16 protein-coding genes, 1 tRNA gene and 2 pseudogenes are annotated in these 18854 nt (G+C 71.3%); 6 read left to right on the forward strand and 13 right to left on the reverse strand.

Going from position 1 to position 18854, the window contains the following annotated elements; all coding sequences use genetic code 11:
* Positions 1-17: 17 nt before the first annotated feature.
* The 5 genes from OG285_RS25990 to OG285_RS26010 form a co-directional block, all read right to left on the reverse strand.
* Positions 18-230, reverse strand: a complete 213-nt coding sequence (locus OG285_RS25990; RefSeq protein ID WP_356825417.1) for a zinc ribbon domain-containing protein — start codon at positions 228-230, stop codon at positions 18-20.
* Positions 231-271: 41 nt separating this feature from the next.
* Positions 272-1252, reverse strand: coding sequence for a sugar kinase (locus tag OG285_RS25995; RefSeq protein WP_371792390.1), 981 nt, complete (start codon positions 1250-1252; stop codon positions 272-274).
* Complete coding sequence (locus OG285_RS26000) at positions 1249-1917, reverse strand: bifunctional 4-hydroxy-2-oxoglutarate aldolase/2-dehydro-3-deoxy-phosphogluconate aldolase (protein ID WP_371792391.1); 669 nt, start codon at positions 1915-1917, stop codon at positions 1249-1251. The genes OG285_RS25995 and OG285_RS26000 overlap by 4 nt, the downstream gene beginning before the upstream one ends.
* Positions 1918-2247: 330 nt before the next feature.
* Complete coding sequence (locus tag OG285_RS26005; RefSeq protein ID WP_356825411.1) at positions 2248-3603, reverse strand: hypothetical protein; 1356 nt, start codon at positions 3601-3603, stop codon at positions 2248-2250.
* Positions 3604-3674: 71 nt separating this feature from the next.
* Entirely contained in the window at positions 3675-4448 is a 774-nt protein-coding gene (locus OG285_RS26010) for a DUF4097 family beta strand repeat-containing protein (RefSeq protein WP_356825409.1), read from the reverse strand.
* A gap of 217 nt (positions 4449-4665) precedes the next feature.
* Between OG285_RS26010 and OG285_RS26015 the strand changes: the two genes are divergently transcribed.
* A tRNA-Val gene (locus OG285_RS26015) sits at positions 4666-4737 on the forward strand.
* 23 nt (positions 4738-4760) lie between these two features.
* Here the strand turns inward: OG285_RS26015 and OG285_RS26020 are convergent.
* From OG285_RS26020 to OG285_RS26030, 3 genes and pseudogenes are all read right to left on the reverse strand, one after another.
* Positions 4761-5043 (reverse strand): annotated as a pseudogene (locus OG285_RS26020) (hypothetical protein).
* Between the two features lie 196 nt (positions 5044-5239).
* Positions 5240-6391 carry a HoxN/HupN/NixA family nickel/cobalt transporter gene (locus OG285_RS26025; RefSeq protein ID WP_371793618.1) on the reverse strand — a complete coding sequence of 384 codons (1152 nt, stop codon included), beginning with the start codon at positions 6389-6391 and terminating at the stop codon, positions 5240-5242.
* Positions 6392-6639: 248 nt separating this feature from the next.
* Positions 6640-7315 (reverse strand): annotated as a pseudogene (locus OG285_RS26030) (PP2C family protein-serine/threonine phosphatase).
* 271 nt (positions 7316-7586) lie between these two features.
* Here OG285_RS26030 and OG285_RS26035 point away from each other — a divergent pair.
* From OG285_RS26035 to OG285_RS26045, 3 genes are all read left to right on the forward strand, one after another.
* A complete protein-coding gene (locus tag OG285_RS26035; RefSeq protein WP_356825973.1) occupies positions 7587-9497 on the forward strand; it encodes an NAD-binding protein in 1911 nt (636 codons plus the stop codon).
* Between the two features lie 377 nt (positions 9498-9874).
* The gene (locus OG285_RS26040) at positions 9875-11401 is read left to right on the forward strand and encodes a DUF1254 domain-containing protein (RefSeq protein ID WP_371792392.1); all 1527 of its coding nucleotides are present in this window, start codon (positions 9875-9877) and stop codon (positions 11399-11401) included.
* A 90-nt stretch (positions 11402-11491) separates the two neighbouring features.
* Positions 11492-11737, forward strand: a complete 246-nt coding sequence (locus tag OG285_RS26045) for a DUF2277 domain-containing protein (RefSeq protein WP_356825403.1) — start codon at positions 11492-11494, stop codon at positions 11735-11737.
* Positions 11738-11841: 104 nt separating this feature from the next.
* Here OG285_RS26045 and OG285_RS26050 read toward each other — a convergent pair whose 3' ends face one another.
* Positions 11842-12471 carry a VTT domain-containing protein gene (locus OG285_RS26050; protein ID WP_356825401.1) on the reverse strand — a complete coding sequence of 210 codons (630 nt, stop codon included), beginning with the start codon at positions 12469-12471 and terminating at the stop codon, positions 11842-11844.
* A 265-nt stretch (positions 12472-12736) separates the two neighbouring features.
* Between OG285_RS26050 and OG285_RS26055 the strand changes: the two genes are divergently transcribed.
* On the forward strand, positions 12737-13321 hold the full coding sequence (locus tag OG285_RS26055) for a superoxide dismutase family protein (protein ID WP_356825399.1): 585 nt from the start codon (positions 12737-12739) through the stop codon (positions 13319-13321).
* A 27-nt stretch (positions 13322-13348) separates the two neighbouring features.
* Here the strand turns inward: OG285_RS26055 and OG285_RS26060 are convergent, their stop codons facing one another.
* The 3 genes from OG285_RS26060 to OG285_RS26070 form a co-directional block, all read right to left on the reverse strand.
* Positions 13349-13816: a DoxX family protein gene (locus OG285_RS26060; protein ID WP_371792393.1), complete on the reverse strand. Its 468-nt coding sequence runs from the start codon at positions 13814-13816 to the stop codon at positions 13349-13351.
* Between the two features lie 232 nt (positions 13817-14048).
* Complete coding sequence (locus tag OG285_RS26065; protein WP_371792394.1) at positions 14049-15767, reverse strand: alkaline phosphatase D family protein; 1719 nt, start codon at positions 15765-15767, stop codon at positions 14049-14051.
* An 89-nt stretch (positions 15768-15856) separates the two neighbouring features.
* Positions 15857-16507, reverse strand: coding sequence for an HNH endonuclease family protein (locus tag OG285_RS26070; RefSeq protein WP_356825393.1), 651 nt, complete (start codon positions 16505-16507; stop codon positions 15857-15859).
* Positions 16508-17312: 805 nt separating this feature from the next.
* On the opposite strand from OG285_RS26070, the gene OG285_RS26075 reads away from it, so the two are divergent.
* Positions 17313-17894, forward strand: coding sequence for a TMEM165/GDT1 family protein (locus tag OG285_RS26075; RefSeq protein WP_356825391.1), 582 nt, complete (start codon positions 17313-17315; stop codon positions 17892-17894).
* Positions 17895-18071: 177 nt separating this feature from the next.
* On the opposite strand, the gene OG285_RS26080 is transcribed toward OG285_RS26075, so the two are convergent.
* Positions 18072-18737: an HAD-IA family hydrolase gene (locus OG285_RS26080; RefSeq protein WP_371792395.1), complete on the reverse strand. Its 666-nt coding sequence runs from the start codon at positions 18735-18737 to the stop codon at positions 18072-18074.
* Between the last annotated feature and the right edge of the window lie 117 nt (positions 18738-18854).

The raw sequence follows: 18854 nt of genomic DNA on the forward strand, positions 1-18854 counted from the left end.
GCCGGGGGCAGCGGGGCCTAGCCGCAGCAGCCTCCGCCGCAGCACCCGCCCCCGCCGCCCCCGCCGGACGGAGCCCCGGCAGCGGACCCCCCGACGGCAACCGCGGACAGCAGTTTGACCGTGTCCTCATGGCCCTCGGGGCAGGTGGCGGGCGCCGAGGACTCGGCCATCGGACGGCTGATCTCGAATGTGTCGCCGCAGGAGCGGCAGCGGTACTCGTAACGGGGCATGGGGCCAAGATTAGAGGTGCGGGGCCCCGCTGCACACCACTTCAGCGCACCACTGTGCCCGGCGTCGCTCCGAGGAGGCCCAGCTCGGCGCGGGTCGGGGCGCCCTCCCAGTCACCGGTCGCGGCCACCGCGAACGCTCCCGTGGTCACCGCCCGGTCCAGCCGTCCCGCCGTGTCCGAGCCGTCGAGCAGCGCCGAGAGATACCCGGCGACGAACGCGTCGCCCGCACCGACCGGATCCACGGCCGGCACCGTACGGGCCGGGGTGTGCAGTTCCCCCTGCAAGGTGTACGCCGTGGCGCCCGCCGCGCCGAGCTTGACCACGACCTCGCCCGCCCCGGCCTCCAGCAGCGCTTCCGCCCGCAGGGCGGGGTCTTCCGGCGAGCCCTCGGGCAGACAGAGCGGCAGCTCGTCGTCGGACGCGATCAGTACGTCGGCGCGCGGCGCCCAGTCCCGCATCACCGCCGAGGCCTCCTCCGTACTCCACAGCCGGGAGCGGAAGTTGACGTCGAGGCTGATCAACACGTCGGTGTCGGCTGCCAGTTCCATGGCCCGTTCGGCGGCCGACCGGGCCGTGGGGGAGAGGGCGGGGGTGATGCCGGTCAGATGCAGCACGCGGGGCGCGTCACTCGCTGCGCCCGCCCCGGCTGTCAGGAAAGAGGTGAACGCCCGCTCGACATCGTCGGCCGCGACCCTCGAACCGGCCGATCCCGCACGGTAGTAGTGCACCCGGGTCACGCCGGGCAGCCGTGGTTCGAAGAGGAGCAGCCCGGTGGGCGCGCCGTCGTCACACGTGGAGCCGGTGACGCCGACCCCCTCGGCACGCAGCGTCCGCAGCACCAGCTCACCGGCCTCGTCGGCGCCGACCGCGCCCGCCCAGTGCACCGGGTGCCCCAGCCGGGCCAGACCGATGGCCACGTTCGACTCGGCGCCGGCGACCGAGACGGTCATCGTGCCGCCCAGTTTCAACTGCCCGTCGCCGCGCAGCGCGACCATCGTCTCGCCGAAGGTGAAGACGCTCATGACCGGACCGCCGTGGCCGCTGCCCCGGCGGCCCGCGCCGTCTCCACGACGTTCAGGAACGCGGCGGCCCGCTGCCGCAGGGCGTCCTGGCCCCCGCCGTCCGCAGCGTCCCCGATCAGCGGCGAACCGACTCCCACGGCGACCGCACCCAGCGCCAGATACTCGGCGGCGGCGGTCGCGTCCACCCCGCCCACCGGTACGAAAGGAACGTCCGGGAAGGGGGCCCGCAGCGCCTTCAGATAGGAGGGCCCGCCCACCGAGGCCGGGAAGAGCTTCAGCGCGGCGGCGCCGGCCGCGACACCGGCGATGACCTCGGTGGGGGTGACGACTCCGGAGAGTACGGGGAGCCCCAGCCGTACGGACTCGTCCACACTCGCACCGAGCCCCGGCGTCACGATGAAACCGGCCCCGGCGTCGGCGGCCCGCCGTGCGTCGTCGGCGGTGAGCACGGTGCCCGCGCCCAGCCACGCGCCGTCCCCGAGCGCGGCCCGCGCCCGGCGTATGACCCCGAGCGCGTCCGTGCCGCTGAGCGACACCTCGACCAGGGGTATCCCGCTCTCGACGAGCGTCATCACCGACCTGAAGGACGCCTCGGGGTCCGAGCCGCGGACGATGGCGACCAGCCGCTCGTTCCGGAGACTCGCGGTGAAGTCCGTGCGGTCCATGCTGTTCTCTTCCTGTGCTCGGGTGATTCGGTTGCCCGGGGGTGGTTGTGGTTCGGGGGTCGGTACGCGGGAACAGGGGTGGCTCGTTGCCGTGGAGGACCGTCCGGGCCGGGGCCGGCGAGGGCGCCCGGGCCGGAATGAGCCCGTCCGGACGTGATCTGATCACCCCGGCACGTCCGTCCACCGGCCCGTGAGCCGCCCGACACCACTCGTATCAACCCGGCTCGACCCGGTTCAAGCCGCGGCGACCCGGCTCAACGGCCCGTGCGATGCCCGGCTCAACGCCCCGGCCCATCGATGCCCGGCCCCATGTCCAGCTCAATGCCCGGCTCAATGCCCGGCTCCGCGCTCCTCGCGGATCTGCTCGACCACGTGCGTGGCGGTCTTCCGTACCTCCTCGGTCTCGGTGAGGAAGTGCCAGTAGTCGGGGTGCCGGCCCTCCAGCCCCGCGATCGCCCGGTCCAGCCGTTCCACCGCCTGGTCGAGCGGGCGGGCGTGCCGGGGGTCCGGTGTGTTCCGGCCCGCCATCGCCAGCCGCTGGGCGTCCCGGATCGCGAACCTGGTCCGCTCGATCTCCTGCTGCGGATCCTTCGCCACGGCGTTGAGCCGGTCGAGTCGCGCACCGGCCGCGGAGACCGCCTCGTCGGTGTTGTTGAGCAGCGTCCTGACCGTTGTGAGCAGGGAGGTGGCGTCCGGCCAGCGCTGCTCCTCGCGCGCCCTGGTCGCCTCCTTGAGCTTCTCCTCCGCCTGCCGCACGGACACGGCGGCCTGCTCGGGCACATGCTGGAGATCCTGCCAGCAGGGCGCGGTGAAGCGGCGCCGCAGCTCGCTGAGGACCGGGGCGACCGTCCCCGCCCGGGTGGTGAGCGCCTGGGCGCGGGTACGCAGCGACACCAGGCGCCGGTCGATCTCGGAGGCGCGCTCCGGCAGCCGGGCGGCCTCCGCCCGTACGGCTTCGGCGTCACGCATCACCTGTTCCGCGCGGTCCAGGGTGCCCTGCACGCCGTGCTGACCGGCGCCCTGGTTGAGCTTGGTCAGCTCGGGCCCGAGCTGCGCGAGACGGGTGGCCAGGTCGTCGGCCTTCAGCCCGGATTCCCTTACCGCGTCGAGAGCATTGCTCGCGGAGAGGAGCGCCTGTCGCGCGCGCTCCACGGCGGGCGCGAGCCGGGCGAGCTGGGTCTCGGCCTTGCCGAGCAGCGGCCCCAGCCCCTGCCCGAACCGGTCGAGCTCGCCCTTCACTCGTACAAGATCGTCCTTGGCCCGGGTCAGCTCCGTACGCGCCTGGGACAGGGCGGAGCCCTCCAGACCGTCCCGGTCCAGGTCATGGGCGTCGACCGCGGTGATGTACGAGGAGCTGACCTCGTCGATCCGCTGCCCCAGCGAGGCGAAATCGGAGAGGGCCTTGCGGGCCTCCGGCGAGTTGTCCACCGCGGAGATGGTCTCGATGGAGATCCGCAGATCGCGCTGAGCGGTGTCGAGGTCGTAGAAGGCGGCGGCCGCGGCATCCTTCGCGGCCTGCGCGTCGGCCCGCTGGCTCTCACCGCGCCCGCCGAACCAACGCCGCGTGCCCCCACCTGCGAAGGAACCGGCCAGACCGGCCAGCAACGGCACCGGGAGGACCATGAGCGTCAGGACATCCCGGACGGCACTCGATCGCGCATACGGCTGCCCGTGTCTTGCCGTCACATCCCTCTCCCGTGCTGGTCCACCCTGCCCTGGCCATTCTCCCACCAGGTAGGGACGAACACACGGGCCGGTCAGTTCGCGCTTCGAACAGTGATCCTTCCGTTGTCGCTGTGCGCGGTCACCGTGTGGCGACTGGCGTCGTCCGTCGGCACGCCGACCTTGGTACTGCCATTGTTGGTCCGGGTCCGGACCTTGTACGCGAGCCCCGGTTTCTGGGGCAGCGCGATCTCGATCGACCCGTTGTTGCTGTCGGTCTCCACCCGGTCGGGAGCCGCGGTGAGCGACAGCCGTACCTCGCCGTTGCTGGAGTCCGCGGTGATCTGCCTGGACGAGATGCCGTCGGCGTCGATGGTCCCGTTGTCGCTGTTCAGGTCCAGGGCTCCGCTGGAGTCCCGGACGGTGACCTTGCCGTTGTCCGAGCGGAGCTTCAGCGGGGTGTCGAATCCGGTGGCGGTCACGGACCCGTTGTCGTCCTTCAGGACCACGGCCACCCCGCGCGGCACCTTGATCTGGTGCCGCGCCGCACAGCTGCTGATGACGGCGCTGCACTTCACTTTCAGGCTGAGCGTGTCGTTCTCCATCGACCAGGAGGCATGGGGCCCGCTGCCCATGAAGACCCATCCGTCGACGTGCCGGGTGACCTCCACGGACTTCACATCGGCGGGCACCAGCTCGACGGCGGAGTCGTCGGTGCGGATGGTCAGCGTCTTCCCGCTCAGCGCGAACGCCTTGTGCTCGGCGGGTGCGTCCGACGGATCCGAGCCGCACCCGGTGAGCGCGACGGAAACAAGAACGGCCCCCCCGGCCGCGACAAGCGTACGAGTACGGAGTGCCACGTAGATCATTCCCCCAGATCGAACCGAACCTGCCGAAGAGCCCCAACGGTACGGAGCGCCCCCACCCCCACACGATCCAGCGGCCCACCGGACCGGGGGTGGGGATAACCCCCGGGCGTACCGGGCGGCGCGGCGCGCCGGGGCGTGTGCCCCGGAGCGTTCCTTGCCCCCTGCAACAGATTTACGAGCGGGGGCCCAGGGCCATGTACCCTGTTGCTTCATCCACGGGTGCGTAGCTCAGGGGTAGAGCGCCGCTCTTACAAAGCGGATGTCGGCGGTTCGAAACCGTCCGCGCCCACCCGTACGAAGGCCCCCGACCGATCATGGTCGGGGGCCTTCGGCATTCCCTTCCGTGAAGGCGAGAATGTCGCGGACCGCTTCGCGCAGGCTCCCGAAGTGACGGTGGACGCCGTCCACCGCGACGGGAGTGTTGACTCCCCACACCGTCATCCCGGCACGCAGTCCGGACAGGACAGTCCAGCCCGTACCGCTCCGCCCATACGCGCCAGACCCGGCGCTGGTTGTCCACCGCATCGATCAACGTGCCATCGACATCGAACAGGACATACTTCCTGGCTCCAGGCCGGACAGGTTCACCGATCACACCCCGATCATGCCAGCAGACTCCGAGACAGGGAGCTGCTCGGGACAGCCCTGCTTCCGGCCCGGAGAAGTCAGGAGCCGTCGGCGACCGAGCCTCGCGGACGTGCCGTACGCAAGGCGCGCGCCCTGTTGGCCTGGCCGGTCGCTCTGAGCCGAAGCCGCGCAGGCCGCTCCACCCACCAAACCGGCCGGCGGTGCTACTCGCCGTCCTGGTCCAGCCGGTCCGTTCGGTCCGTTCGGCCCATCCGGTCCGGGTGGGAGCCTGCGTTGGAGAGGGGGTTCGGGCCCGGGCCCGCCGGGCTGAGTCCCGCTGTCCATTTCTCCTCGATACGGCCGAACTTCCAGATCGCCATGGCCACCAGCCAGGTCACGAAGAACAGCCCGACGATCACGAACCCGACGATGTTCAGATCCAGACCGCCGACCCAGTCCCAGAAGGCGCCGTGCAGGCCGAGCTTCTCGGTGAGCAGGCCGAGCAGCTCGACCGTTCCGATGATGAACGCCACCGCCACCGAGAGACCGGTGATCGTGAGGTTGTAGTAGACCTTGCGGACCGGCTTCGAGAACGCCCAGCCGTACGCGAAGTTCATGAACGAGCCGTCGATGGTGTCCAGCAGGCACATACCGGCTGCGAACAGCACCGGCAGGCAGAGGATCGCGTACCAGGGCAGGCCCGACGCGGCGCCGGAGCCCGCGAGGACGAGCAGGGCGATCTCCGTCGCGGTGTCGAAGCCGAGGCCGAAGAGCAGCCCGAGCGGATACATCTGCCAGGGCTTGGTGATCGACTTCATCAGGCGGCCCAGGAGCCGGTTCATCAGGCCCCGGTTGTTCAGGTGCTCCTCCAGGGCGGCCTCGTCGAAGTCGCCCGAGCGCATCTTCCGGAAGACCTTCCAGATCCCCACCAGGATGAGGACGTTGATGCCGGCGATCAGATAGAGGAAGAACCCGGAGACGGTCGTGCCGATCAGGCCGGTGACGTTGTGCAGCTGGGAGTTGTCGTCGCGCACCGGGCCCGCGATGGCCTTCACGCCCAGGGACAGCAGGAACGCCAGGGCGAACACGATGCTGGAGTGCCCGAGCGAGAACCAGAAGCCCACTGACAAGGGGCGCTGCTTCTCGTTCATCAGCTTGCGGGTGGTGTTGTCGATCGCCGCGATGTGATCCGCGTCGAAGGCGTGCCGCATGCCCAGGGTGTACGCGGTGACGCCGATCCCGATGCCGAACGACTTCGTACCGAGGCTGTAGTGCTCGGGAGCCACGATCGTCACCAGCGTGAGCCACCCGACGACGTGCAGTGCAAGGATGAAGGCGCCCATGCCGCCCAGCCTGGTCCACTCCTGGCGCGTCATCGACATCCGCAGACGCCGGCGTCGCGTGAGGGGCGCGGGTGGTGCGGTGGACGTGGTGCTCATGGGTGCTGCCTTCCGGTTCGATAAGCCGTAGACAGCCAATTGCAAACACATCGCAATTGCAACCATGATGCAGTAAAGGCAGGTCAGGGCAGTGTTCCGTCACGTCTGCCGGCCTCACGTCTGCTGCCTGGTGCCGCGTCTGTCCGCTGTCCGCTACCGCGTGGGCGCGTCCGTTCCCGGGCCCGCTACCGTGCCGTGTCCCAGGTCCTGCTGACGGCGCCGTCGTCCCGGTAACGGAGCAGCAGCATGGCCGCGTCGTCCTGGAGGGGGCCCGCCGTGTGCCGCACCAGGTCCCTGCGCAGGCACTCCAGCGCGTGCTCGGGATCATCGTCCCTCAGCAGCTGGCGCCGCTCCCCAAGGGGGTAGAAGGTGCCGTCGCGGTCCCGGGCCTCGGTCACCCCGTCGGTATAGAGGAGCAGCTGGTCGCCGGGGCCGAAGGCGACCCGGAAGGGCTGCGGTCCTCGGTCCCGTGGACGCCGAGGCCTCGGTGATGGAGCGCACGCCGGCCAGCTCCGCCTCGCGGCGCCTGCGTATGACCGTGGCCGCGATCCCGGCGATGGTCACCCCGGCCACCGACGACATCGCGGTGTATCCGCGCCTGGCGTGGAACGCCCCGTCGTGCCAGGCGAGCGAGTAGCAGAGCACGAGGGCCAGCAGTCCGATGGCCGCTGTGCGCCGCCAGCCGCCGATCAGGCCCGCGAACGCCGGTCCGAGCGAGATCAGCGGCAGGAATCCGATTCCCGAACCCCCTGCGATGTCCACCCCCGCGACCACGGCCATCACCGCGAACGGCAGGACCGACAGTGAGGCCGTACCCGTACCCGTACCCGTATCCGGTCGGGTCCGACCGCTGGTGGCCATGGATCGGACGGCTCGTGGCCTCGATCCGTGTCCACCCTAGATGTTTGGGCTATGCAATGGTTTCCCATGCGAAGCATCGGGGCCACTGCGCCGTTGTGGAAGCCGGGCAGGCCGCGTACGGGCAGATCGCGCTCGCACGGCTGGGCGACCCCGGCGGACGCCTCGAATCTCTCCCGTACCCGCGTGTGAAACCGAACACCCTCATGAGGCAGTCTCTGTTGACGTGTACTCACTCCCGCATCAGACCCAACAGAGCACTCCCGAGGGCCACATGATCGTCTGTGGTGACGACGGTCTGGCGCACCGGCTCGCCGCCGAACTGCGCGGTGTGTACCGGGAGACGGTGACCCTCGTCGTACCGCCCGCCGGTGCGCCGGGCGTCCCGGCGCACACCCAGCTCACCCCGGTCGGGCGGGCCTCCGCGCTCTTCGGCCGGATGTCGCGCGTCGTCGCGGGTCCGTCGTCCGGCGACCGTGAGCCGGTGGCCGACCGGCTGCTCGAAGTGTCGTGCCTGAACGACGAGGTGCTGCTGCGCGCCGGAGTGGAAGAGGCGTCCGCGCTGGCGCTCGTCCACCAGGACGACGAGGCGAACATCAGAGCCGCGCTCGCCGCCCGCCGGCTCAACCCCCGGCTGCGGCTGGTGATCCGGCTCTACAACCGCAAGCTCGGCCAGCATCTGGAGGAGTTGCTCGACCAGGCGGCCGCCGTCAGCGCGCCGGACATGGACCGGGACGAGGTGGACGCCTCCACGACCGTGCTGTCGGACGCCGACACCGCGGCCCCCTCCCTCGCCGCGACCGCCGTGGCCGGTACGAGCAAGGTGATCCAGGCCGACGGACTGCTGCTGCGCGCCGTGGAGCGGCCGCCCGCCGTCCGGTACGGACCGGCCACCGACCCCGGGCTGTGCACCCTGGCTCTGCTCTCGTCGACCGCCGGCGACCCGGCGGGAGCCGACGGTTCGGACAGCTGCGGTGACGAGGGACCGCAGCTCCTCCCCGACGACGAGTCCGTCCGGGCGGCGACCGGGCGGGGAACGGTCGTCCTGGAGGCGGTCTCCTACCGGGGCCCCGACCTCTCCCCGGGCCGGCTGGCCGGTCGCGGAGCCCCGCTCGGGCAGATCTTCTCGCGGCGGTTGCGCTGGTCCCTCTTCGGGATCTTCGCCTCGGTGCTCGGTCTGGCCGTCGCCTCCTGGCTGACCACGAACGAGCCGCCGGTCCACGCCGCGTACCTGACGATCCTCGACCTCTTCGCGATCGGCGATCCCGCGATCGGCGAGCCCGCCGCCCGCCAGGTGATCCAGATGCTGTCCGGGCTGACCGGGCTGTTGCTGCTGCCCGTGCTGGTCGCCGCGGTGCTCGAAGGGCTCGGTACGTTCCGCACCGCCGCCACACTGCGCCGTCCGCCGCGCGGGCTCTCCGGGCACGTCGTCCTGCTCGGGCTGGGCAAGATCGGCGCACGGGTACTGGCCCGGCTGCGCGAGCTGGACATCCCCGTGGTGTGCGTCGAGGCCGACCCGGATGCGCGCGGGATCGCCCTGGCGCGGCGGCTGCGGGTGCCGATCGTGATCGGCGACGTGACCACCGAGGGCGTGCTTGAGGCCGCGAAGATCCAGCGGGCCCGCGCGCTGCTCGCGCTCACCAGCGCCGACGTCACCAACCTGGAGGCGGCCCTCTACGCCCGCACGGTGAAGCCCGACCTCCGGGTGGCGATGCGGCTCTTCGACGACGCGTTCGCCTCCGCCGTCTTCCGTACGCTGCGAGCGGCCCACCCGCAGGCGGTCACCCGGAGCCGGAGCGTGTCCACGCTGGCCGCGCCCGCCTTCGCCGCGGCGATGATGGGCCGCCAGATCCTCGGCGCCATGCCGGTCGAGCGCCGGGTGCTCCTCTTCGCCGCGGTGGATGTCGCGGGCCATCCCCTGCTGGAGGGGCGCACCCTCGGCGAGGTGTTCAGGGAGGGCGCGTGGCGGATCCTCGCCCTCGATCTCGCGGACCCGGACGAGCGCCGCGCCGATCTGTCCGCGCCCCGCTCCTCGCACGGCGACGACCGCAAGGCCGAACTGGTCTGGAACCTGCCGCAGAGCTACGTCCTGCGCACCGAGGACCGGGTCGTCATCGCGGGGACCCGGCAGGGCCTGGCCGATCTGCTGGGCAGGAGGCGGCCCCGCGTCCCGGCGGAACCGTAGCGGAGGCCGGGCCCGGGGAGGAGACCGGACCGTGGAACAGGCCGCCCCTGGAACAGGCCGCCCCTGGAACAGGCCGGACTGTGGAAGGGGGCCCGGAACAGGCCGGACTGTCAACAGGCCGGACCTGGAGGGGGCCGCACCGGACCGCGGCCGATCCGCCTCGGGTTCACCCGGACGGCCGCGCTCCGGTGGTTGCCCGGCGGGCGCTCGCGGAGGCTCGGAGCTGTCACCGGGAGGGCAGCGGCATCAGGTCCACCAGGCCGTGTCGGCTCAGGGCCGGAACACCTCACCGGACTGTGGCGGACGCGGGAATCCGAGGATTCCCGCCGCCGCCTCCGTGCTCCCGCGCGTCTGTGCGCGGCCGAGAGGAGTCCGAAGTGACCGACCACACCGACGACGCCGACCGCTCCGGCACACCCCCCTCCGAGGCCGGCTCCGCACCCACCGGATCGACACCCTCCGGCTCCGCACCCACCGGCTTCACACCCGCCCCTTCCGCCGGTTCCGCTTCTCCCGGCCCTCCCAGCCCTTCCGTGCCCCCCGTCCCCTCCGATCTCACGGAGCTGGCAGCCGAGGCGTACGTGTACGGATACCCGCTGGTCTTCGACCTGTCGATGGTCCAGACCGCACTCCACGAAGGGTTCGGTTCGCTGCCGTCCGCCTCCTTCAACGAGTTCGCGCACTCCTCACGGCTCGCCACCCCCGACGCGCGCTTCGTGTCCGTGAACAACGACACGGTGTACTCGATCGCGCAGCTCGACCTCTCCGGCGGCCCGCTGCTGCTGCACGTACCGGACACCCTCGGCGCGTACTACGTACTGCAGTTCATCGACGCGTGGAGCAACAACTTCGCCTACGTCGGCCGCCGGGCGACCGGTACGGGTGAGACCAAGTGGCTGATCGTGCCGCCCGGCTGGGCCGGTGAAACCCCCGAGGGGCTGACCGGGGTGATCGACGCGCCGACCACGGTCGTCTCGATCGCCGGACGCTTCGCCTGCGAGGGCCCGGCCGACCTGCCGCGGGTGCACGGGCTGCAGCAGCGGCTCACACTCAAGGTCCTCGAAGAATTCATGCACCACACCTGGCTGCCCGCCCCTGACCCCGACGTGCCGGAACCGCTGCACTTCTTCGAGAAGCTGCGGGTCTGGATGGCGGCCTTCCCGCCGTCGGCGGACGACTGCGCCTACCAGGACCGGTTCCAGCCGCTGCAACTCCTGGAGGAGGGCCCGTCGCCGTACCTCCACCACGCGGCCCCGGAGCTCGTACACGCGCTCACCGAAGGGCTGAAGCGCGGGGCGGCACGGGTCGAGAAGGCGAGCCGGACGGGGGTGGACGGCGCCCGGGCACCCGGTGCCTGGGAGATGAACCCGCACCTCTTCGACTACAACCTGGACTGGTTCGGGGTGGGGACGCACGACTCCCCGGAGTGGCGCATCGCGGACCGGACGGCGTCGTATCTGACCAGGGCGGTGGCCGCGCGGGTCGGTCTGTGGGGCAACCACGGCTACGAAGCGGTGTACGCACACACCTTCGAGGACGCGGACGGCCACTGGCTCAACGGCTCCAGGAAGTACACCCTGCGCTTCGACAGCCCGCCGCCCGTGCTGTCGTTCTGGTCCGTGACCATGTACGACTCACCGGACTACTACCTCGTGGCCAACCCCGAGGACCGCTACTCGATCGGTGACCGCACGCCCGGTCTGGTGTACGGCGACGACGGTTCGCTGACGCTGCACATCCAGAAGGACCGCCCCACCGACCCGGCTGAGGCAGCCAACTGGCTGCCCGCACCGGAGGGCGACTTCCGGCCGATGCTCCGTCTCTACACACCGGAGCAGACCGTCCTGGACGGGAGTTACGAGATCCCGCGCATCACCGCGAAACGGGAGCCCGGGACCGCCTGACAGCCCCGGCCCGCCCGGTCCCGGGCCACATCGAGCAGCCGGCTCGCCCGATTCCTGCCGGAGACGGCCGGACCGCGTCAGACTGGGAGTATGTGCCGCAGTATCAAGACCCTCCGTCCGCCCGTCCTCCCCGGGGAAGCGACCGAGGAGGACATCAGGGCCGCAGCGCTTCAGTACGTACGGAAGGTCTCCGGCTTCCGGGCCCCCGCCGCGCACAACCGCGCGGTGTTCGACCGGGCCGTCGACGAGATCGCCCGTGCGACGCAGACACTCCTCGCCGACCTGGAGGTACGAGGGGGCGGGTCAGGAACACCGAAGGGGGCCGCGCAGGCGTAGGGGAGCGAGGCCCCGCTCGCGGGCCGGCCCGGAGCCGGTCCGTTATGACGAGAGCTGAGCCGGAGCCGGACCGGCATGACGAGGCCGGTGCGCGCCCGCAGGGGTTACGAGGCCGGCGCGGGCACCGGCTCGGGGCGCCGTATCAGCAGTGCGGCCACCGTGCCCGCGCCGAACAGGGCGAAGAGCGAGACCGCTGTGCCCAGCCAGCTCGTGCCCAGCCACTGGCCGCCGAAGTACCCGAGCCCCACGCTGTAGCCCGCCCAGGCCACGCCTGCCAAAGCGGACCAGGGCAGGAACTCCTTCGCCCTGCGGTGTGCGGCGCCCGCGCCCAGCGAGACGACCGAGCGGCCGGCCGGTGCGAAGCGCGCTATCACCACGAGCAGCCCGCCGCCCCGCGCCAGCGCCATGCCGAGGCGTTCCTGCGCGCTGGTGAGACGTCTGGAGCGTGCGATGGCCCGGTCGAGCCGTTCGCCTCCCCGCCAGGCCAGCCGGTACGCGACCAGGTCGCCGACGACCGAGGCGACCGCGGCGCACGCGGTGAGGATCAGCAGGTCCGGGACATTGTGCGGGACTTCACCGGCCACCGTGGTCGAACCGGCGGCGGCGCCCGTGGCCGCCGTGATCACCAGGACCCCGCTGGGGAGCAGCGGCACGAAGACGTCGAGGACGACGGAGAGCGCTACCACGGCATAGATCCATGGACTGTCGGTCAACGACCGCACACTCTCGAACACCGGACTCCCCGTTCGTGAAGGCGCCGCGGCGTCGCAGGGGAGCGGCAGGTGCGGCTGTACAGCCATACAGCGTACGCGGCGAGGTTCCGCAGCTACCCGCCGGGGCCGGTGATGTTCGAAAGATCCCGTTCACCCGTATGACTGCTCCCGTGCGGGGGTTTGGCCGCGCTGCACCCAGGCTGGGGCCGTACAGCTGTACAGCTGTACAGCTGTACAGCCGCGGAGCAGCAGCGGCGGACGAACGAACGAGCACGAGGAGCGGACGATGGTCGTGGCAGGGGTACTGGCCGGAGCGGCGGCACTGGCGATGCTCACAGGCGGCGGGGCGGCGCCCGCGGGAAGCGCGTCTCCGGGGAACACCAAGGTCGCCGACGCGCCCGCGGGCGTGTACTGGCAGCGCGTCCACGCGCGGTTCGCGCCGCCCACCGCGTTCATCACGTCGTCCGCGGTGACGTACGACCTGACGCTGGTGCCCGCGGCTGCCGGGATCGAGGTCGAGCAGTCCACGAGCCCCTCGGGCACCCGTGTGACGGCGCGGCTGGCCGGGCTGAAGTCCGGGCACCCGTTCGGGATGCGGGTGCACACCAGGCCCTGCGGCAGCACCCCCGGCGCGGCGGGCCCGCGCTATCTGCGCGACGCGGACGGCCGGACGCCGGGCCCCGGCGACGAGGTGCGGCTGGATTTCACCACGGACGCCCAGGGTGCGGCCACAGTGACCGCGCGGCACGCGTGGAACTTCCGGCCCGGCGGCGCCGGATCGGTCGTGATCTACGGGGCGCGGGGTGGCGCGGCAGACCCCGTCGCATGCTTCACGGTGCCGTTCGGACCGCTGGCAGGCCCCGCCGCGTAGGACACCGGGCGGGGCCTGCCGTGCCCGTCAGGCCGCCACCGGGGCCGGCTCGGTGGCGCGCCGGCGGGTCACGAGCAGGGAGTCCAGTGCCAGCGCGCCCGGACCGGTGAACACGAGGAGCAGGAAGGCCCAGCAGAACATCACCGAGGGCTCACCGCCGTTCTGGATCGGCCACAGGGCGTTGGGCTGGTGCACATGGAAGTACGCGAAGGCCATCGAGCCCGAGGCGATGAACGCGGCCGGGCGCGTCAGCAGCCCGGTCAGTACCAGTACGCCGCCGACGAGTTCGATGACGGCCGCGTACCCGTCGGGCCAACTGCCCGCCGACACCGTGCCGCCGCCCGACGCGCCGCCGAGCACGCCGAAGAGGGATGCCGCGCCGTGGCAGGCGAAGAGCAGGCCGACCACGGCGCGGAAGAGAGCCAGGACGTACGGGCGTGCCAGGTCGGCCCGCCGGCCGAGTGAGGACACTGCCGGGGATATCGCTGAAGGCATGACGGTGGGACTCCTTCGGTGGGGTGACCGGAGCAGCCTTAGATTAGGTATGCCTGACTAGAACTTGCAAGTTCAACATTCGGTCAGGATTACCGGTCCCCGCCCGGCTCTTCTCCTCCCTGCTCGTCCCTTTTCCTCTCCTCGCCCCTGCTCCTCCTGGCCGGTTCTCCCGCCGCACCTCATCGGCCGACCGCCCGCTCGCGGTCAGTGCCGGTCAGCGGAACGCCGGACGTCAGTTCCGGGTCAACTCCCGGTCCAGTACGGTCTCCAGCCGGTCGCCCGCTCCGTCGCGCCGCGCCTGTATCAGCCGCAGCCGGGAGGCGCGGCCCCGCAGATCGAGGGTCATCAGCTGGTTGCCGAACCACGGCCCGCCGCCGTCCCTGCGCCAGCCGACCGGCGGGTCCTCCAGCCGCCCGTGCCTGCGCAGGGCCCGGCCGAGCGCCCGGCCCGCGCGGCTCCAGCCGAACCGGAAACCGAAACGGACGTACGCGGGAACGCTGTTGTGCACGGGGGAGCAGGTCAGCTGGAGCACCAGCGAGTCCGGGACCGAGGGCTGCGGCTGCCCCGCCGGGAGCGGTGACCGCGCCGCGCCCCGCGGCCAGTGCGGCTCGGCGACGTACGCATGGTGGACATCGCCCGACAGCACACAGATCGTCGCGGGTGCCCCTTCGCCGGTGCCCGCGTCGGCGATCAGCCGGGTCAGCTCCCCGAAGGAGTCGGGGAAAGCGGCCCAGTGCTCCAGATCCGCCGCCCTGCGCAGCTTCTCGCCGAACCGCGCCCAGCGTGCGCCGCGCACTCCGGCGCAGAGCGCCGCGTCCCAGCTCTCCGCGTCATGGATCAGCGGTGGCAGCAGCCAGGGGAGCGACGTCCCGATCAGGAGGTGGTCGTAGCTCCCCGGGCCGTCCAGCAGCTGATCGCGCAGCCACTGTGTTTCCTCGGGGTCGAGCATGGCGCGATGCTGTTCGTCCAGGACGCGGGCGGCGCGTGAGTCGACCATCAGCAGCCGGGTACGGCCGAAGTCGCGGCGGTAACTCCAGCGGGTGAAGGCGTGGTCGGCATCGGCCGCCGCGGCGAACTTCCGCAGCGCTTCGGTGCCGTCCGGCGCCGCGCGCACCGTCGCGTACAGCTCGTCGTCCGCCAGCTCGGCGGGGGAGAGGTTGCCGAGGTGCTGGTGGACCCAGTACGACATCAGCCCGCTGAGAATGCGCTCCTGCCACCAGTCCGTGGCGCGGATCTCCTGCTGCCAGGCGGCGCTGGTGTTCCAGTCGTCGATGACATCGTGATCGTCGAAGACCATACAACTGGGGACGGTGGAGAGCAGCCAGCGCACCTCCGGGTCGAGCCACGATTCGTAGTAGAGGCGGGTGTACTCCTCGTAGTCCGCGACCTCCGCGCCCGGCGCCTCGCGCAGATCGCGGCGGGCGGCCAGCCAGTCCCGGGTGTCCGCCGACACTTCGTCCGCGTACACCTGGTCGCCCAGCAGGAGCAGCACGTCGGGCCGATCGCCCGGCGGTCCCGCGGCCAGTGAGGCGGCGAGTGTGTCCAGCGCGTCGGGGCCCACCGGGTCGGCCTCGTCATGGGCCGGGGCGGCCCAGCGGCAGGACCCGAAGGAGACCCGTACGTCCGGAGCACTCGCCGAACTGCCCTCTCCCGTAACGGGGTTGGGGGTACGTATGGTGCTCGGGGGGAAGCGCGAGTCCGGTGGTGGCCACACCTGCTCGCCGTCCAGCCGTATCCCGTACGGCGTCTCCGTCCCCGGTGAGAGTCCGGTCACCGGGACGAGCGCGTAGTGGTGCCCGGCGATCTGGAACGTACGGGACTCACCGCCCGCGCCGTCCGGGCACCGGACCTCGACCGTGCAGGGCCGGTCGGCCTCGACCCAGACGGTCGCCGACTCCCCTCGGTCCCAGTCGACGTACCTCAGCAGTGGTCCCAGGCGCAGCCCGGCCATGGATGTCCTCCTTCGTCGCCCCGTACCGTACGGAACGGGGCGACGAAGGGGCATGGCCGGGTTCCTGCCGGAAACCGCTCAGCAGTCGCTCAGCAGCCGTTCAGCACCCCGTCGAGCGCCGTCTTCTCCGCCGAGTCGACCGTGAGCTTGTAGTAGTGCTTCACCTCCACCCAGGCGCGGACGTAGGTGCACTTGTAGGCGGCACGCGAAGGCAGCCACTTGGCCGGGTCCTTGTCGCCCTTGGACTGGTTGACGTTGTCGGTCACCGCGATGAGCTGCGGCCGGGTCAGGTCGTTGGCGTACGCCTGCCGCTGTGCGGTGGTCCAGCTGCTGGCGCCCGAACGCCAGGCCTCGGCGAGCGGGACCATGTGGTCGATGTCCACGTCGGACGACGCGGTCCAGGTCGCTCCGTCGTACTCGGAGTACCAACTGCCGCTGGTGGCGGCGCAGGTGGAGCTCTGGACGACGTTCGTCCCGTCGCGCTTGAGCACCACCTCACGGGTGTCGCAGGCGCCGGACTGAGTGATCCAGTGCGGGAACTTGTCCCGGCTGTAGCCGCTGGACGAGCCTTCGGCGGCGACGGTGAGGGAGCTGAGGTAGGTCCGTGCGGTGGCCGCGCTCACCGGGGTGGGCATGGCGGCCTGGGCGGAGGGGGCGGTGACGAGACCGGCGAGGGTGATTCCCGCGGTCGCGGTGAGTACCGCGATGCGACGCGCGTAGACACCTGAGACACCTGACATGCGAACTCCTGTGGGGTGGAGGGGCTTTGCCGATCCGGCTCGGCCATCGTGGTGGCGCCGGATTTCCGTGGGGTGGGCGCCGGGTAACAGCCTGGCGACATGTGCACGTCACATCAAGGGGGCTGTCGATGTTTGACGCTTGGGCGGATTTCCCGCACAGCCGTACGGTTCGGGTGTGCGGCCCCCGGCCGGGTCACCCCCGGTGTCGCTCCCGGGGTGCTTCCGCTGGTCGTGGCCCCGGTGGAGGTCCGTGTCCGGCTGGACCCTGCTGGTGAAATCCATGCGATGGGGCCGCGTGCGGTGGTTCCGGTGCCGGTTGTCGCACTTTTGGTCGGCTAGGTCACCCGATCGGGCTTTTGTCCGTGATGTGTGGCTGCTGATGGAGCTGTGACGGGGGAGCTCCGGCTGCTGTGCCCGGTGCCCTGCTGCCCGGGATCGTCCGGGCCTCGGACGCGGGACCGGGCCTCGGGTGTGGGACCGGGCCTCGGACGCGGGTCCGGGCCTCGGGTGTGGGTCCGGTCACTCTCCCCGGTGCCCGGCCGGGCCGGTGGCCTGCGGGCCGGACGTGCCGCCGGGCCGGTGCCGTATCGTGTACGGAGCAGAAGGGGAGTAGCTCTTCGCCGGAACGTCGACATACTGCTGAACCCCGGTTCGGCCGGCGCCCGGAGGCGGATCTTCTTGGAGACCCGCCAGCGAGACCTTCGGCAGCAGTGTCCTGTTGACGCTGCCGTGCCGAAGCGACCCCTTTTCTCTCCGAGTCAGGTCCTCCGGTGCGGTCAGCCCGAACCGATTGAGGAATCAATCCGTGATCAGCTTCACGATCCTGGCGATCACCTTCGGCGTGGTCTTTCTCGCCGAACTCCCCGACAAGACCGCTCTCGCCGGTCTGATGCTGGGCACCCGCTACCGGGCCTCGTACGTCTTCGTGGGGGTCGCGGCGGCCTTCGCCGTCCATGTCGCACTCGCCATCGCCGCGGGCAGCGTGCTGACCCTGATTCCGCACCGGCTGCTTCAGGCGATCGTCGGCGCGCTCTTCCTCGCGGGGGCGGCGATGCTGCTCTTCAAGAAGGACGAGGAGGAGGAAGAGGTGAAGGCCCCCGCCGACCAGTCCTTCTGGAAGGTGGCCGGGGCCGGTTTCATGCTGATCCTCGTCGCCGAGTTCGGTGACCTGACCCAGATCATGACGGCGAACCTGGCGGCCCGCTACGACAGCCCGGTCTCGGTGGGCATCGGTGCGGTGCTGGCGCTCTGGGCGGTGGGCGGTCTGGGCATCCTCGGTGGCCGCAAGCTGATGAAGCACGTACCGCTGAGGCTGATCACGAAGATCGCCGCCGGTCTGATGCTGGTGCTCGCGGGATTCAGCCTGTACGAGGCCATCGCGGGCTGACCCGGCAGGTCCCGGCGGGTCCCGGTGGGACGGGTGGAAGGGGCGGGGGAGCGGGGGGTCCCGCAGGCGCGGTCCGTCCCGCCGGGTCCGCTCCGGTCGGCCGGTGAGCCGCGCGGCCCGCGCCGGTCGGCCGGTGAGTGGTGAGGTGGCCCGGCCCCGCGGCCCCGGCGTGGCCCGTCAGTCCGTGAGGTGGACCAGCAGGGAGCCGTCGTCCGCCCGCTCGACGCGGATCCGCGTCAGGTCGGGCACCTGTGCGGTCGGCCGGTGGGCGGTGGCGCGCGGGCCCACGCCCACGACGCGCATGCCGGCCGCCCGGCCCGCGGCGATCCCCGCCTCCGAGTCCTCGAAGACGATGCAGTCCTCGGGGGCGAAGCCCAGCTCGGCCGCGCCCTTGAGGAAGCCCTCCGGGTCCGGCTTGCTGGCGCCGACGCTCTCCGCTGTGACCCGGACCTCCGGCATGGGCAGACCTGCGGCCGTCATCCGGGCCCGTGCGAGCGCCGCGTCCGCCGAGGTGACCAGGGCGTGCGGAAGGCCGGTCAAGGACGCCATGAAGGCCGGTGCGCCGGGGATCGGGACGACGCCCTCGGTGTCGGCGGTCTCCAGGGCGAGCATCGCGCGGTTGTCGGCGTAGTTCTCCTCCACGGGGCGGCCCGGGAGCAGGATGGCCATCGTCGCGTACCCCTGGCGGCCGTGCACCACCTTGAGTGCCTCGTGCGGGTCCAGGCCGTGGGCGACGGCCCAGCGGTGCCAGATGCGCTCGACGACGGCGTCGGAGTTCACCAGCGTCCCGTCCATGTCGAGGAGCACGGCCTTGCACGCACCCACGAGTCGTTCGTTGCTCAAGGCATCCATCCTCTATGTCCTGTCGTGTATGTCCTGTGGCGATTCTTTGTTTCACCACGATACAAAAGATGTGAGGGCTCTTCATCCGTGCAGGTGCGGCGGAGTTTGCCACCCCGG

It is taken from the genome of Streptomyces sp. NBC_01471 (genome assembly GCF_041438865.1).
GTDB lineage: Bacteria > Actinomycetota > Actinomycetes > Streptomycetales > Streptomycetaceae > Streptomyces.

Bases quoted from the DNA above. Each gene is read 5' to 3' on its own strand.
- OG285_RS26055 (WP_356825399.1), top strand. From the start codon at position 12,737: ATGGTCGTGGCAGGGGTACTGGCCGGAGCGGCGGCACTGGCGATGCTC.
- OG285_RS26070 (WP_356825393.1), bottom strand. From the start codon at position 16,507: ATGTCAGGTGTCTCAGGTGTCTACGCGCGTCGCATCGCGGTACTCACC.
- OG285_RS26035 (WP_356825973.1), top strand. From the start codon at position 7,587: ATGATCGTCTGTGGTGACGACGGTCTGGCGCACCGGCTCGCCGCCGAA.
- OG285_RS25995 (WP_371792390.1), bottom strand. From the start codon at position 1,252: ATGAGCGTCTTCACCTTCGGCGAGACGATGGTCGCGCTGCGCGGCGAC.
- OG285_RS26045 (WP_356825403.1), top strand. From the start codon at position 11,492: ATGTGCCGCAGTATCAAGACCCTCCGTCCGCCCGTCCTCCCCGGGGAA.
- OG285_RS26000 (WP_371792391.1), bottom strand. From the start codon at position 1,917: ATGGACCGCACGGACTTCACCGCGAGTCTCCGGAACGAGCGGCTGGTC.
- OG285_RS26065 (WP_371792394.1), bottom strand. From the start codon at position 15,767: ATGGCCGGGCTGCGCCTGGGACCACTGCTGAGGTACGTCGACTGGGAC.
- OG285_RS25990 (WP_356825417.1), bottom strand. From the start codon at position 230: ATGCCCCGTTACGAGTACCGCTGCCGCTCCTGCGGCGACACATTCGAG.
- OG285_RS26010 (WP_356825409.1), bottom strand. From the start codon at position 4,448: ATGATCTACGTGGCACTCCGTACTCGTACGCTTGTCGCGGCCGGGGGG.
- OG285_RS26025 (WP_371793618.1), bottom strand. From the start codon at position 6,391: ATGACGCGCCAGGAGTGGACCAGGCTGGGCGGCATGGGCGCCTTCATC.
- OG285_RS26060 (WP_371792393.1), bottom strand. From the start codon at position 13,816: ATGCCTTCAGCGATATCCCCGGCAGTGTCCTCACTCGGCCGGCGGGCC.